Origin of the sequence: Bdellovibrio sp., assembly GCF_047637665.1 — a bacterium.
Classification (GTDB): Bacteria; Bdellovibrionota; Bdellovibrionia; order Bdellovibrionales; family Bdellovibrionaceae; genus Bdellovibrio.
This window is the reverse complement of sequence record NZ_JBLJBT010000010.1, coordinates 20,917-34,958: the sequence shown is the minus strand read 5'-3', so window position 1 is coordinate 34,958 and position 14,042 is coordinate 20,917. Positions and strand designations below refer to the sequence as shown.

The following is a 14,042-nucleotide window of genomic DNA, read 5'->3' as shown; positions in this document are numbered from 1 at the left end:
GTGGGCCTTTTTTATTTAAATCAAAAATAGAGGTGAGAACATCATGCTCCCCGAGACCTTCCGTGGTATCACCCCTCCCGTAGAAATGATTCCAGCATATCAAAAATGATCTGGCAAGAGCCTTATTACAGATTTTTTAAGATTTTTAAATTTAATTAAGTAAAACAGTTTTTGAGAGGCTCTTGGAAAATAAAAAAGCCCGCCAGAGGCGAGCTTTCTTTATAAAACTCTAATTATGTTAAGATCACTTCTAGAAATCGGCGATTTTTTCAGCAAGTTCTGGAAAGTCCACGAACGGGTTTCGGTTTCCCTGAACTTTAAAGATCTCATTATTTCTGCGAACTTCGTCAGCATCTACAGGATCTTCCCGGTTCCATTTACGAAGGACACTCTCTTCACGAGGGTCAATCGCCACATCATAGCGAATTGAGAAATAGAACAAAGCGCGAGCCACATTCCCTTTGTGATCCTGAGGCGGTTCAAAAACATCATCCGAACCCGCACTGCCAATTCCAAAACGAGAAGCCGAACACTTCAGCTCAACAAGGTCTTTAGTCACTTCACCAAATAGGTTGTTTCCACGAATGGCATTAACTTCAGAATCAGTCGGGAAAAGATGATGCAAATCAGACTTCTGAGCTTCCTTTGAAAACTTTCTGGTAAAGCGGCTTTGCGGCCAGGTGTGCTCGATATTGATCACGCGGTTGTCGGGAACTTTTCCAGGAGATGGCCCTTGCCCACGGAAATCACGGCTGGTCAGGTCCTTGTCGCAATAAACATCGCGAATCGCATACCCCGTCCCGCTGGGCACAAGATAGTACTTACCCATCAAGAACACTCGAGCTGCATCATAACCAATCGCGCGATGTCCATAACAAGGTCCCTGCCCCTGGCAGTTAGACACCAGAGCATCGTTCTTTCCGTTCTGAAGCACATGAAAGCTTCGCAAAACGGTTTTCAAATCCGCTTGAAGATCTTCATTGGCAGCGCCAGCTTTCAGAGCATTATAAAAATCATCCCCGTAGTAGGGAATCACTTGGGATGTTTGTGCTGCCTCGGCCGCGCAAACAAAAGATACAGATGTTAAAACAATCACTGACTTAATGAGCTTCATTAGCTTCATTCGGGTCCACCATTTCTAGTTTTGGGGGTGATGTACAGCCTCTGCCGCACAATGTGACGTATGGGTAACAATTCTGTCAATGGGGCTAAAGAAATTACAGGGTTATGAGGGTGTGGGTACGGGCGTGGCTTTCCAACGATAAACCATGCCTAATAAAGCGCCTATAAGCGATCCACCGAGATGAGCCGCATAAGCGACCCCTCCCCCCAAGCCCTCCGGGGTCGACCACAGGCTGGCCAAATCCACCACCAGAAATAAAGGGATAATCAACAACGTCGGCAAATAAATAGCCCCGTATTGCCCGGGCATCGGCGACACAAAATAAAGAAAGCGAACTCTTCTTCGCATTTCCGCCATACAATAAAATGCCAAGAGGGCGCTGATCGATGCGCTAGCCCCCACCATGGGAACTGTCCCGTGGGCATCGGAAAACAGAAATCCCGCGCCGCCGGCAAGCCCGCCCAGGACATAGAGCACAAGCAAGATCCCACTCCCCGCTAAGGCCTCAACGCCCATTCCAATCAAAGCCAAAAACACCAGATTCGAAAGAAGATGAATCCAGTTTGAATGAGAAAACTGATAGGTAACCCAAGCCAAGGGACCCTTCTCGGCGGAGCTCAGTCCAAAGCGATAAAGCAGTTGTTGTTGGTATTTTCTGCGAAACTGAACAAGCTGTTCTTTCCACTGCGAGATTTGAATTTCGTCGCCCCGATAAATAAAAGTTTCGGCCTGGGCCATAAAGCGGGCATCACGAAGCGCATAGGCTCCTAAAACTCCGAGCTGTTCCGTATTATGCGACTTGACCTGGAGAATCCACTCCGGCTTTTCAAACAACTCATCAGGAGACAAGCCTTGAAGATATTGATAGTAAAGACGACCGGTCAAGGTCATCCCGTCGGCTTGCAGTAAAGAAGACGATGAAATACTGGAGTTCATCCCGCTGAATATCAAAATGAAGATAAAGACATTCAGAAGAACCAACGTCAGGGTCAATGGATAACGAGAGTAACTGCGAAAATCCTCTGGACAAGGTAAAATCATGGAACCTCGTACTTCTCTTTGAAGCTGTCTATCCATGAGTCCCCGTTCACGCTCGCGGGGATGCGGCTTTTTTTCGAGTAAGTCTGCATCGTTTCATTCAAAGCCCACACCGAACGAACGTAACGTTTTTCCAATGCGGACCTTAAAACGGAAACTTTTTGCAGATCTTCAATCAGCTTAAGGCTACCGACATAATCTTGGCTGGTGTATTTTTCATCGGCCAATAAAAGTTGAGTCGTCCAAAGTGTTTTGTCTGCCAATTCAAGGTCTTCAAGTTCTCCGTCCTCGCGCATATAGCGAGCCATGGCGCACACAGAAGAAGTTCTTTCTTCACACACTTTATCGAAATACTTTTCCTGTTCAGAGCTTTCGGCCGTCATAAACTTCGCCAAATAAGCCAATCCCTGTGAATTGACCGGATCTCCCCATAACGACACTTCCGCTTCTTTATCCAAACATTCAGCGGAAATCTCATTCACCAAAAATAAAGATAACGCCGCATCCAAGCGGGAAGTACCCAAAAGATCTGACTCTTGGATCTCTTTACATGCAAAAGGAGCTCGAGAATCTTTTTCGCGGTAAGCGCCCACTTTCAAAGAGTGGTACGTCTTAAAAAAGCCAATCACACCAAAGAGCAGAAGAAACAGGAAACTCATCCGCATCCATGAAGAAATAAAACGACTTTCCAAAGGAAGAGGGCCTTCGTCATAGTTTCTTTTTAATGTCGTCACCAACGTGTCGGAAGCTCTTTCATGAAAAGCCCGGCGCAAAGGATGGCTGGCGACCTCTAAGTAAGGTATTGCCAACAACGTAAACCCACTGCACCACAAAAAGGAGCGCAAAAAACACTGATTCAAGGTTAAGCGAGTTTGTCTTTGAGGATAAGAAATCACCCGCATCTGCAAAAAAAGCTGACCGGGAGTGGCTTGCCAAAAATAAAGAAAAAATGCCTGCAATACCGTGGTCAAAAAAATGACCGACGCGATCACGAGGAAAATGGCGACAACACCTTCTTGCGACATCGCATTCAGTAAAAAATAAGTCTTCGTCTGACGAACAAGGCCGGCGATAAAAAGACTGATGACGGGAGATAAAATTAGAAAATCAAGAACCAGGGCGACAAAACGATCCGCCACCGAGGCGATCGGAATGTTGGGTGTCGAATCGTTATTGTGAGGCTTCCCTGCAGGAGCCGATAAATCTGGAAATACCATACAGATCGTATCGGCTTGGGACAAAAAAGACTAAAGCGATTATTGTGTGAACTTGATCTCGGAAACTCGCCCCTGGTCGTCAGTCATGAAGTAGGCTTTACCGATGATCTGTTTGGAAGAGTCAATCAAACTATAGACTTGTTCCGAATCTGTCTTCTGCACAAGGCTGACTTCGGCATAGTTCAAACCAAAAGCTTCAGAGTATTTAGCCAAAAACTCCGCCTTATCGTTGATTGCCATGGGGTGTTCCCCGGCCTGGGCATCAATGAACTCAAGGCTTTCAATACGACCTTGAGCTAGTTTCATGCCGTACTTGCCTTCAAGATAACCAAAGATCAATTCGTCACGCAAAGTCGGAGCTTCCGCCAAACTGGCCGAAAGAGTGGACTTATCTGACGCTAATTTTTTGGCAAGATCATGTTCCCACTTTACATCTTTGGCAAAAGTCGCAGGCTGAAAGCTTGCCACATTACGAGAACCGCCAGATGTCAAAGATGAATCCGGGCCCTGCATAAGCCACTGATTAAGAAACACTGTCATAATCAAAACTGATGCGATGGAGAGGATAAGAACAGCTTTTTGCTCTTGCGCTTTGTCTTGCAGTCTTTTTCTTACTGACTGAGCCTTTGGAAATTCGATCACTTTCGCATTCCTCATTTTTATACCCCTCGCTAGTGTCCTATAGCATTCGATTGCGAAGAGTGTGCCGTTTATAAGTGTATCCTATTCTCTCTTACTGAAAAAGAGATGATCACACGAACAAAAGATGTTTGACGTATTAAAATGATCATCTCATTTTGACTCACAAAAATCTAAATTTTGAGAGTCTAGTCGAGGGCCTTTTTCACCCAAGAATCAATCCCCGCCTGCATTTCCGAGAGGTTGTAATAAAGCACTTTATCCAACTCCACACCCAGTCCTTCGATGCGATGCTGACGACGACTCAGGTAAAGCGCTTCGGGAATGGAGATCTCCACCCCTGGGCCGACCTCGTTCAAAGGATACCAGACCCCCACAAGCAGTTGTCCACGACTGGGGCTTCCCATCAGTGGTGCGCGGCGAAACTCTTTGAGCGCCTGCGCGACCATTTCCGCCACAGATGCCGTTTTCCCATCCACCAGAACACGGATGTCTCCCTGATAGCAAGATCCGCTCTTAAAGGTTTTCAAAATCACTTCGCGATGCTGATCCAGAATCTGAAGCTGCTCTTCATCACGCAGATCGTTCGGCAACTCGGCGCTGATCTTTTTCTCAAAACGCGGACGAACCAAACGTCCCACTTCCTCTGGCGAACACATGAGTAAAGACAAAAATCTTAATCCTGCGACAAAGTTTCCACCAATATTGCCACGCAAATCCACGACCAAACGTCGCACCCCTTGAAGTTTATTTCCCAGCTCCTGCATTTCTTGGTCTTGGAAAAAAGTCGCCCGAAAAGAAGGGACTTGCACTAAGGCCGACGCCTCCTTGATTTTCTCAAAACGCACGGACTCGGAACGAACAATAGCGGCCGCTTTGACCTTATAAGTCTTTTCCTCACGGCCCCGCTCGATCAGATAGGTGCCGGACAGAGTCTGTGCTTCCCAGGGATTGGGTTGTTCGCCATTGATGCTTTTAATCACATCCCCTTTTTTTAGTCCCAACTGTTCTGCGGGCGATTGAGGATGAACCCGGAAAATAACCAGTTCACTATCGACGAACTCACTTTCAATGCCGGTTTCCAAGCTTTCGCCTCTCCAGATACTCTTCACATCGGAAGAGTCATAAACCTCGAGATGAGAAACATTGAGAAGTCCCAAAACATTATTGATATCTTTAATGACAAGTTTTTTCGGCGAATACGGTGTCACCAGACGACTGCGACGATGACAGGTGCGCTTCCATTTACGAATTTGTTCGTCATCTAAAAAGATTTTCTTCGCCACCAAATCACAAACCACCGGATAGGGATTTACGAAGCCCTTTTGCAAAGTAAAATGATAGGCGGCCATGGCGCAGATGGCGGCCAGAAGAAGAGATAAGAGTCGATTCATGTCGATCCCACAAAAAAACAAAAATGCCATGACGGCATTTCTGTGCACTCATTCGAAACCAAGACCGAGCCGAGCCCGGTCTTCGATTTCCAATATTGAGGAGTCGTATTAAGCTGCCACTTTCTTCTTGCGAGCCGCAGAAGGATCAATGTGGTATTGCTTCACTTTGCGGTAAAGAGTCGCACGACCGATACCCAAAGCTTTTGCCGCTTCAGTCAAGTTACCCTTGTACTGAACAATCGCGTTTTCGATAGCCTGAGCTTCGAGCTCTTCCATCTTTTGTACGCTAGATGCTGTTGCTGTCGGAGTTGGGAACTGAATTACGTTTCCACCGACATCGGAATTCACAGGACTTGAACCAGAAATCAAAGCTGGAACACCTGCTACTAGTTGCTGTCTGAAAAATGCATTATCAAGACCTTCGCGCCATTGAGCTGACGAATAAGCTTGAACTGTCACATCATGGTTCTCCCAGTACTTCTTCGTATTTTCGATTGTTTCCTGGTTATCGCTCACCACGATCATTACTGTGCGTGACATTTAGTCCTCCCCTTTTGAAACATTAACAAAGCCAAATTGACTCACTTTGTACCTATCGGCGTTTCATGGTGAGAATTTAGGGCTAGTTGAAACTTTTTTTTGAGACACTTTAAAAGGGCTAAAACACTGGACTTTTGAATTAAGAAAAATGCAGCTTGACGGGTTTTTCGGGGATTGTGTCTAAAAAGTGGGCGGTTTTTTAGAGGGGCTGGGTTGAGGTTTATTACAGCTGCTCTCGGGGTTGAAGCGAGTGGGGCCGTCCGTGAGCGGCCTTCCTGACGAGCCTCGTGCTCGTCAGGTCAAGACCATGGGGGATTCCTTTCTACCTCGGACTTCTGAGAGTACCCTCTCAGAAGTGACCAACGAGCCGTTTCACTTGTGAAAGGCAAATACTTCTCGAGGCGGTAGACTCAGGAACTCCCCTACTCCAACAAACTTCTCAACATCCACGCATTCTTCTCATGAAGCTGCATTCTTTGGGTCAGAAGATCGGCACTCACTTCATCCCCGGCTTTTTCAACGACAGGGAACAAAGAACGCGCTGTCTTGACAACCGCCTCTTGTCCTTCCACCAATTGTTGAATCATATCTGTCGCTGAGGGAACTCCATGTGGTTCTTTGATCGTCGTCAACTTCGCAAATTCGCGATAGGTGCCTGGCGCAGGAACACCCAATGAACGAATTCTTTCCGCGATCAAATCCACCGCCAAGGCAAGCTCTGTGTACTGAGCTTCAAACATCAAATGAAGTGTCTGAAACATCGGCCCGGTCACATTCCAATGGAAGTTGTGCGTTTTAAGATAAAGAGTGTAAGAGTCCGCAAGCAGACAAGAAAGTCCGTCAGCGATCTTCTGACGTTCTTTTTCAGAAATTCCAATATCAATTGTTTGCTTAGATTGTTTATTCTTTTTCATAGCCGCTGCCTTTCTGAAAGTAAGATCTTTCTAAAAAGACTAAACGAAATCCCATGAGGGTGATAGGCCCACTGCGCTGCCTTACAAAGAATTGATAGTAAGGACTACGAAAAACAAAACCCCGGTTCGATGAGGAAACGGGGTTTTAGGTGGTTTTTGATTTTCAACTGGCGATAGAGATTATCTGCGGCCAGATTTAATTTTCACTTGAAGCTTAGAGATCAAGTGAACAGCCATTTTCTCTTGAACCTTACACATCTTAAGTTCGTCACGACGGTAAGATCTTTGTGACGGCGTCAATGTGCCCGTTTCAAGTTCCATTTCATAGTCCAATTTAGAAGAACGAATGCCTTCTAATTCTTTGGTTTGCTGTTTAAAGAGCTTCGTAACCCCTGACAAAGGAGCCACTTCAATCCACTCTTCTTTACCACGGTACCAGCTCACCATTCTTAAAAAGCGAGCTTTATTCTTAGCAAGAGTAAACTTCGGAAATCCTGCATCTGGTAACTCTAAGATGTTCTCGATCTCATCCAAGTTCAGATCGTCTTCTTCGCCTTCCATCAAGAGGTTGCCCGGCATCGCAGCCAAAGCCGCTTCTACCTCAAGGTCGTCCATATCTGCTTCAAAAGCAGAGGTTTTCTTCATCTCTTTTTCGTTCTCAAGGTCCGAGTCCAAGTCAGAGTCGATCATTTCATCAGCGTGCATGTTATTGCCTGGATTGATCAAAGCGAGCCTCCCCAAAAGTGCATCTTCATTTTTATCTGTGATTCAAAGTGGGCCCAGTTATATCGCACATTTTAAAATGACACAATATGTTAATTGCATGAAAAAAGGTGAAAATAGCGAAAATGTCCCCCGGGGACTGTGAGCTTTTTGAAGTTTCATGTCTAATTTTCACGCCTCCAATTTAGGCATTTGTCACCTTACAGCGGTGACGTCCACTCGGTAACCTCCGGGCTTTTTAAAGATATTTGAGGAGGAGGCGTTGATATCTATACGATAAATCGCCCGCCCGTCTAAATAGGTCTCACGAAAAGAGCCCGCATGCAGATCTCCTGGCAACATGAGTTCCGACCGTTCACTGCCGTTATCCAAATAAACAAGCTTTACTTCGTTGATTACAATTTTATTTTTCAATCCGACCACACGGATCTTTATCAGGCGATTAAGATCCGTTCGCGGAAAAAACTGATAAGTCTTTGCCGCAAATCTCCCCACATCTCCACTCCCTACGGAGTAGGGATACTCCACGCCTCTGGGGGGCTCTCCCGGATAAGGCTCGCGTGGATAAGGGTCATCCGGCAGAGGACGCGGCAGCTCTTGCGCCGCTCCCACCTGCGAGAGCGAAAACACTGTAAGTAGAAGTACAAACCATTTTGTCATTCAGGCCTCCATTACTTACAAAGTAATGACAACACACTAGTCGACCTGAATATCTTTGGGAACTCCGGGCCAGGGAAAGTTGTCTGAAATCAGTCCCAGCGCATGTGCTTCACGGATTCACCAGAATCGCGCAACTCGCGAAGAGCATCGATTCCGATCGCCAAGTGCTTCTCAACATAGTTTGCTGTGACTTTCTTATCACTCTCTTCGGTCTTAACGCCCTCTGGAATCATCGGGTTGTCCGAAACTAGCAACAAAGCGCCACGCGGGATCTCATTCACAAAACCGGTTACAAAGATCGTGGCTGTTTCCATATCCACGGCCATCGCCCGAGTTTTAGTTAAATAGTCTTTGAATGTCTCATCATGCTCCCACACTCGACGATTGGTGGTGTAAACCGTCCCCGTCCAATAATCGCACTGATGTTTGGCGATCATCGTCGATACAGCTTTTTGAAGACGGAAAGAGGGCAGCGCGGGAATCTCTGCCGGCATGTATTCATTACTGGTGCCTTCGCCGCGAATGGCCGCGATCGGAAGAACAAAATCACCTAATTGATTTTTCTTTTTAATCCCACCACATTTTCCAAGAAATAAAGCCGCCTTCGGGTTGATGGCCGACAACAAATCCATACAAGTGGCTGCCAAAGCACTTCCCATTCCGAAATTCATGATCGTGATATTTTCCGCCGTGGCAGTTTGCATTGGTTTATCTTGGCCACGAACTGGAACATTGAATTGTTCAGCGAACATCTTTACGTAATTGCTGAAATTGGTCAGCAAGATGTATTGTCCAAAGTCTTCAAGAGGTACGCCTGTGTAGCGAGGCAACCAGTTCTCTACGATCTCTTTTTTTGTTTTCATGCTACTCCCTCAATTCTTCTTCATCTAATAAAGTGATTTAGGCTAACATGGGTTTTGACAGAATAAAAGGGGGCAGAATATGAGTTCCACACAAAATGTCATTCTGATGGAAATTGCTCCGCGCCTGATCTCGTTAGGTGGTTCGACAGTCCATCGTCTGATCCCGTACGCCAAAAAACGCATGGTCGGCCCCTTCATCTTCTTTGATTATTTTCCCGCTACGGATTTTGCCGCAGGGGAAGGAATGGATGTTCGTCCTCACCCTCATATTGGGCTCTCCACACTAAGCTACCTTCTTGAGGGAGAGGTCCTGCATCACGACAGCCTCGGAAACAAACAGCTCCTGACTCCGGGCGACGTCAACTGGATGACTGCAGGGATTGGCATTTCCCATTCCGAAAGAACACCCCCCGCACTGCGCCCTCTTCCTCACCGCCTTCACCTTCTGCAATTTTGGGTGGCCTTGCCCCTTGATCAAGAAGACAGCCCGCCTCACTTCACCCATCATGCGCAAGAAAGCATTCCTCACTTCAAGGTGGATGATATCGACGTCGCCTTGATTGCAGGCTCCGCCTTTGGAAGAAAATCACCCGTTGAAGTTTTCTCGCCTTTGTTTTTTCTCGATGTGCGAATGAAGAAAGGGCAGATCTTCAATTTTGATCCCGAAGGGCAAGAGTCCGCCTTCTTTATTATTCAAGGGCGTTTATCCGTGGGAGACAAAGAGATCACCACAGATGACTTCGTCGTGCTTGCGACAAATTCCTCTTTACAAGTCATCGCAAAAGAAGACACGCATCTGGTCCTTCTCGGAGGAGAACCTCTTCCCGAACCTCGTCATATCTATTGGAACTATGTTTCGTCTTCAAAAGAGAAAATTGAAAGAGCCAAACAAGCCTGGCGCGACGGAAGCTTCCCCCAAGTCCCCGGTGAACCTGACATCATTCCTCTGCCGGAAGACTTGAGGGGGTAGCAACTTCTTTCCACTGAATTCGTTTCCCTGGAGCCACCGTATCCCCGGGGAAGACAATCACTAAATCCCCTTCTGAAAGTCCGCTGCCAACGACCACTTCGTAGTCGTTTTTCTTTAAGATAGAAATCTCTTTTATCGCGGCCTTTTTATCTTCAACTGCGTAGACTTTCCACTTTGATTGATCCTTAAACACTGCCGACAAGGGAATCTTGAGGACATTTTCATCTTGCGAGATAAGAATCGAAAGCTCCACATGAAAGGTATCGCCAATTCTAGAAAGAAGCTCCTTCGGCAGCTTATCAAAAGACATGCGCAACTCCGTTCTTTCTTCCTCAACCCCCAACGCCGAGATCTTTATGAAGCCCGCGCGACTCACGCCGACGACTTTGGCTAGCAACACCTGGGGAATTCCCAGTCCTGAAACAAAAACGCGGGCGCCTTCAGGAATACGTACGGCATCCGTGGTTAAAACCTCGGCAACGATTTCCAGATCATTGGGATCTAGAATGTCCACCAAGGGATCTCCGCGCAGAACCGGCCCTGCGGATTCGCGATAGACCTTGGCAATGACTCCATCCATCGGACTTCGGACGTCCTTTCGAAAGTCCCAAATCAGCGTTGTGATCCGTTGCCCTTTTTTTATGAGATCTCCGACCTTCAAATCAATCCGTTCAAGGTCTCCTGTGGTAAAGGCCCCCACGGTCAGGCGGTTGCGCGACCGAATTTTCCCATCAATCAATAGAGTCTCCTCAAAATGCCCTCGCGTGACTTTCGCAACTTCCACCTTGAGAGGGGCCGTTCTAAAAAACACCCACAGCGAGACCCCAAGGACAATAACAAAGCCAGCGTACATAATTTGGGAAATCCATCGTCGAGGTTTGTTTGCCATATTACTCCCTCGCCTTCAGGGCTTCTGAAAAGTTTAACTGTCGGACCTTGCGATAGAGAAACCAACCACTTACCAAAAAAGTCAAAGTGATCACACCTGTCGCCAACGCATAGGTTTTGGCCTCAACGATCAAAGGAAAACTAAAAGTGTCCGTATGAATCCATTTAACGCTTAAATAAGAAAGACCGTAACCCAAGATCAGACCCGGGATCAGCGCGAGGAGGACTTGAATTCCCAACTCCAAAAAAAGAAGTCGAAAAACTTCCCCCACACGAAAACCCATGATCTCCATACTTGCCATTTCCCAAGACTTTTCAGAGAGGTTAATACGGGCTAAATTCACCAACACGGCCGCCGAAATCATAATCGCAAAGGCAATAAGAATTAAAGTAAAGGTTAGAATCATCCCCGCCAAGGTCACCGTAAAGCTCTCGATCAAAAGTTTTTTTACTGAAACCGCCGCGACCTCCGGCATTTCCTTGAGTTTAATATAAACTCGCTGTGCCTCCTGAGGATACACCGTCAAAAAAACGGAATCGATACTCGCGGCCTCTGAAAGCCATCTATGCAAATCCTCTTTGTCGACGTAGGCCGTAGACCCCAAGACATCATCGACAAAACCTCCGATCGCGGCCTTGAAAGTGGGAAGACGCCCATCGATGACTTCAAAGGACACCTCGTCCCCCACCTTCATATTGTATTTTTTTTGAAAATACTGACTCAACAAAACCCGCCCACTCAAAGCCTGCAAGGTTTGCCCTCTGCGATCCAAGATTCGCCGCAAGGAGGACTCCGGACTCACTGAAATCAGTGCTGTTTCTTTTGATATATTGCGAAAATGCAAACGGACAGGAACGCTGCGCGTTCCTTCAATCATCGCAATGCCCGGAATCCTTTTTAGCTCTGATATCACATCAAGTCTTCGTGGATGAACAAATCGCACTTCGATATCGTCACGGCTCATTTCATGAAATTGCCGTTGAATCATATAATTGACGATGTCCATCCAAAAGCTCCCGTTGATTAAAACTCCCGTCGCCGCTGCGACACCCATAATTCCAAAGAAAGTTCGCAAAGGACGAAAAAGCAGACTGCGCATAATCATCTTGGTTTGCACAGACTGAAGTTTGACCAGTCTCCACTTCTCAAAAAAACTTTTGTGAAACTTCGGCGGGGACAGGGGGCGCATCGCCTCGGCCGGAGCCAAACGAAATACCGTTAGTAAGGCCGTCAGTGAAGCCATCCACCCCGGAACAAATCCTGCGATCAGCCCTAACAAAACGGCCTGTAAAGAAAGTGAAAAATCGATCTGTGGAAAGCGAAAATACTCCGCATAAAGCCCGGAGTACCACTGACCGATGCCATAGGCCAAAACAAAAGAGGGCAACAATCCAATCGCAAGGATCACAGAGACCAGCTTCCAATAGTAGATCGCCAAATGAAAAGAAGAATAACCCACAGACTTTAACGTCGCGATCTGTCCTCGATGCAGACTCACCAGACGGACCATCACGATATGCATAATAAAAGTGGCGATACTTATAAAAATTCCCGGCACCACCGCCGACATGGATCTTTGTTGACGAATCTCATCCTCCACAAACATGTTACTGATTTGCCGAGAACGATCATAGGACCCCATCGAACCAAAAGGTTTAAGCAGCCTATCCAGCGAGGCTTTCAGGGGACCTAACGACGCTCCCGATTCTCGACGAATAACAAAACTATTAAAGGCCCCCTCCATCTGGTTCAGTCGCGACAGAACGGCATGATTCAACCAGATCACACCAAAGTGGCGATCATCAGGTAAGGGCGCAATCGGGCTGAGGGCATAGACGTACTCTGGAGATATTCCAACCCCCACCACCACGAAACGAGTGACTTTGCCTTTGAACAGAGCCTTAAAATGATCTCCCGGATTTAGGTTATGAGCTTTGGCAAAACTTTCGTGCACCAGAACTTCGTTAGCACTTCCTCCCTCTGGAAATCGCCCTTTCTTGAGATGAATCAAGTTGAGCAAACTTTGAGGGTCATAAGAAATGAACCGCCCCAAGGCCGGTTCCACCTGTTGGGGAACATCAAGAAGAACATCTTCCACCACCCGGCCCTCGGCCAGTTCCACACCGGGGACTTTACGAATTCTCTCTAAAATATCAGACGGGGCTCGCACCACCTCTGCAAAAACATCGGCAAATCTATTTTGTGCATAATAGATCACCTGCGCCTTCTGCAAAGAAATATATGCGCTCCAGGAAGCCACCAAGACCGCGACACCACAGATCACCAACGTCGCCAAAGTCAGGACTTGGGCGCGAAAGGCCCATAAATCACGAAGAAGTTTTCTATCCAAAACTTTCACCAAAACACCTCATCTAAAGACGTTTTCTGAAGATTTCGATTTTCCTTAAAAACCTGTCCATCGCGAAAATAAAGAACCCGATCCGCAAGTCCCGCGATGGCCGTGTTATGTGTGATCACAACAACCAGAGTTCCCAATTCACGATGGACCTTTTCAATCGCTTGTAAAACCAACTTCCCCGTGGTCAGGTCCAAAGCGCCCGTCGGCTCATCACATAACAAAATTTGAGGCCGCTTGGCGATGGCCCGGGCAATGGCCACACGCTGCTGCTCCCCTCCTGAAAGTTGCGAGGGAAAGTGATCTTTACGTTCTTTCAGGCCGACAAGATCCAGAGCCTCCAGCGAGGTCATGGGATGCTCGCTAATATCCGTGACCAATTCGACATTTTCGGCGGCAGAGAGATTCGAAATTAAGTTATAAAACTGAAAGACAAAGCCCACATGATAACGCCGATATTGAGTCAACTGTGTTTGAGTGGCCTTTGTCAGATTCTGATCGGCATAAAAAACTTCTCCCGAACTGGGAGAGTCCAAACCGCCAAGAATATTAAGCAAGGTGGATTTGCCACTTCCTGAAGGACCCAACAAGACAACAAACTCATGAGGAAAAAGTTGTAAGTTCACACCGCGAAGGGCCTGCACCTGAACTTCGCCCATCGCGTAGTTTTTATGGAGATCTTTGGCTGAAAGAATCGCCGCCTGCTCCGCCATAAT

General features: G+C 47.0%; 14 protein-coding genes. 1 reads left to right on the top strand and 13 read right to left on the bottom strand.

Annotated elements, in window-relative coordinates; genetic code table 11:
- Nucleotides 1–250: 250 nt before the first annotated feature.
- The 10 genes from ACM64D_RS02170 to ACM64D_RS02125 form a co-directional block, all read right to left on the bottom strand.
- Nucleotides 251–1,123 (bottom strand): endonuclease I family protein, encoded by an 873-nt coding sequence (locus ACM64D_RS02170; RefSeq protein ID WP_415061546.1) that lies wholly within the window; start codon nucleotides 1,121–1,123, stop codon nucleotides 251–253.
- A gap of 102 nt (nucleotides 1,124–1,225) precedes the next feature.
- Nucleotides 1,226–2,164 carry a rhomboid family intramembrane serine protease gene (locus ACM64D_RS02165; RefSeq protein WP_415061545.1) on the bottom strand — a complete coding sequence of 313 codons (939 nt, stop codon included), beginning with the start codon at nucleotides 2,162–2,164 and terminating at the stop codon, nucleotides 1,226–1,228.
- Complete coding sequence (locus ACM64D_RS02160; protein ID WP_415061544.1) at nucleotides 2,161–3,378, bottom strand: RDD family protein; 1,218 nt, start codon at nucleotides 3,376–3,378, stop codon at nucleotides 2,161–2,163. The genes ACM64D_RS02165 and ACM64D_RS02160 overlap by 4 nt, the downstream gene beginning before the upstream one ends.
- Before the next feature lie 39 nt (nucleotides 3,379–3,417).
- A complete protein-coding gene (locus tag ACM64D_RS02155; protein WP_415061543.1) occupies nucleotides 3,418–4,035 on the bottom strand; it encodes a hypothetical protein in 618 nt (205 codons plus the stop codon).
- A 170-nt stretch (nucleotides 4,036–4,205) separates the two neighbouring features.
- Nucleotides 4,206–5,411: a S41 family peptidase gene (locus ACM64D_RS02150; protein ID WP_415061542.1), complete on the bottom strand. Its 1,206-nt coding sequence runs from the start codon at nucleotides 5,409–5,411 to the stop codon at nucleotides 4,206–4,208.
- 108 nt (nucleotides 5,412–5,519) lie between these two features.
- A complete protein-coding gene (locus ACM64D_RS02145) occupies nucleotides 5,520–5,951 on the bottom strand; it encodes a helix-turn-helix domain-containing protein (protein WP_415061541.1) in 432 nt (143 codons plus the stop codon).
- 422 nt (nucleotides 5,952–6,373) lie between these two features.
- A complete protein-coding gene (locus ACM64D_RS02140; RefSeq protein ID WP_415061540.1) occupies nucleotides 6,374–6,865 on the bottom strand; it encodes a Dps family protein in 492 nt (163 codons plus the stop codon).
- Between the two features lie 180 nt (nucleotides 6,866–7,045).
- Entirely contained in the window at nucleotides 7,046–7,591 is a 546-nt protein-coding gene (locus tag ACM64D_RS02135) for a hypothetical protein (RefSeq protein ID WP_415061539.1), read from the bottom strand.
- 192 nt (nucleotides 7,592–7,783) lie between these two features.
- Nucleotides 7,784–8,248, bottom strand: a complete 465-nt coding sequence (locus tag ACM64D_RS02130) for a hypothetical protein (protein ID WP_415061538.1) — start codon at nucleotides 8,246–8,248, stop codon at nucleotides 7,784–7,786.
- Between the two features lie 89 nt (nucleotides 8,249–8,337).
- A complete protein-coding gene (locus ACM64D_RS02125) occupies nucleotides 8,338–9,111 on the bottom strand; it encodes an AMP nucleosidase (RefSeq protein ID WP_415061537.1) in 774 nt (257 codons plus the stop codon).
- A gap of 79 nt (nucleotides 9,112–9,190) precedes the next feature.
- Between ACM64D_RS02125 and ACM64D_RS02120 the strand changes: the two genes are divergently transcribed.
- Complete coding sequence (locus tag ACM64D_RS02120) at nucleotides 9,191–10,081, top strand: pirin family protein (protein WP_415061536.1); 891 nt, start codon at nucleotides 9,191–9,193, stop codon at nucleotides 10,079–10,081.
- On the opposite strand, the gene ACM64D_RS02115 is transcribed toward ACM64D_RS02120, so the two are convergent.
- Genes ACM64D_RS02115 through ACM64D_RS02105 form a run of 3 tightly spaced genes read right to left on the bottom strand, consistent with a single transcriptional unit; the run spans nucleotide 10,050 to nucleotide 14,039 of the window.
- Nucleotides 10,050–10,970, bottom strand: a complete 921-nt coding sequence (locus ACM64D_RS02115) for an efflux RND transporter periplasmic adaptor subunit (RefSeq protein ID WP_415061535.1) — start codon at nucleotides 10,968–10,970, stop codon at nucleotides 10,050–10,052. The two genes, ACM64D_RS02120 and ACM64D_RS02115, sit on opposite strands and share 32 nt — an antisense overlap.
- Before the next feature lies 1 nt (nucleotide 10,971).
- The gene (locus ACM64D_RS02110; RefSeq protein WP_415061534.1) at nucleotides 10,972–13,329 is read right to left on the bottom strand and encodes an ABC transporter permease; all 2,358 of its coding nucleotides are present in this window, start codon (nucleotides 13,327–13,329) and stop codon (nucleotides 10,972–10,974) included.
- A complete protein-coding gene (locus ACM64D_RS02105) occupies nucleotides 13,326–14,039 on the bottom strand; it encodes an ABC transporter ATP-binding protein (RefSeq protein WP_415061533.1) in 714 nt (237 codons plus the stop codon). The genes ACM64D_RS02110 and ACM64D_RS02105 overlap by 4 nt, the downstream gene beginning before the upstream one ends.
- Nucleotides 14,040–14,042 lie beyond the last annotated feature (3 nt).

Coding starts and splice junctions, on each gene's coding strand:
- ACM64D_RS02170 (WP_415061546.1), bottom strand. CDS start 1,123: ATGAAGCTAATGAAGCTCATTAAGTCAGTGATTGTTTTAACATCTGTA.
- ACM64D_RS02165 (WP_415061545.1), bottom strand. CDS start 2,164: ATGATTTTACCTTGTCCAGAGGATTTTCGCAGTTACTCTCGTTATCCA.
- ACM64D_RS02160 (WP_415061544.1), bottom strand. CDS start 3,378: ATGGTATTTCCAGATTTATCGGCTCCTGCAGGGAAGCCTCACAATAAC.
- ACM64D_RS02155 (WP_415061543.1), bottom strand. CDS start 4,035: ATGAGGAATGCGAAAGTGATCGAATTTCCAAAGGCTCAGTCAGTAAGA.
- ACM64D_RS02150 (WP_415061542.1), bottom strand. CDS start 5,411: ATGAATCGACTCTTATCTCTTCTTCTGGCCGCCATCTGCGCCATGGCC.
- ACM64D_RS02145 (WP_415061541.1), bottom strand. CDS start 5,951: ATGTCACGCACAGTAATGATCGTGGTGAGCGATAACCAGGAAACAATC.
- ACM64D_RS02140 (WP_415061540.1), bottom strand. CDS start 6,865: ATGAAAAAGAATAAACAATCTAAGCAAACAATTGATATTGGAATTTCT.
- ACM64D_RS02130 (WP_415061538.1), bottom strand. CDS start 8,248: ATGACAAAATGGTTTGTACTTCTACTTACAGTGTTTTCGCTCTCGCAG.
- ACM64D_RS02125 (WP_415061537.1), bottom strand. CDS start 9,111: ATGAAAACAAAAAAAGAGATCGTAGAGAACTGGTTGCCTCGCTACACA.
- ACM64D_RS02120 (WP_415061536.1), top strand. CDS start 9,191: ATGAGTTCCACACAAAATGTCATTCTGATGGAAATTGCTCCGCGCCTG.
- ACM64D_RS02115 (WP_415061535.1), bottom strand. CDS start 10,970: ATGGCAAACAAACCTCGACGATGGATTTCCCAAATTATGTACGCTGGC.
- ACM64D_RS02105 (WP_415061533.1), bottom strand. CDS start 14,039: ATGGCGGAGCAGGCGGCGATTCTTTCAGCCAAAGATCTCCATAAAAAC.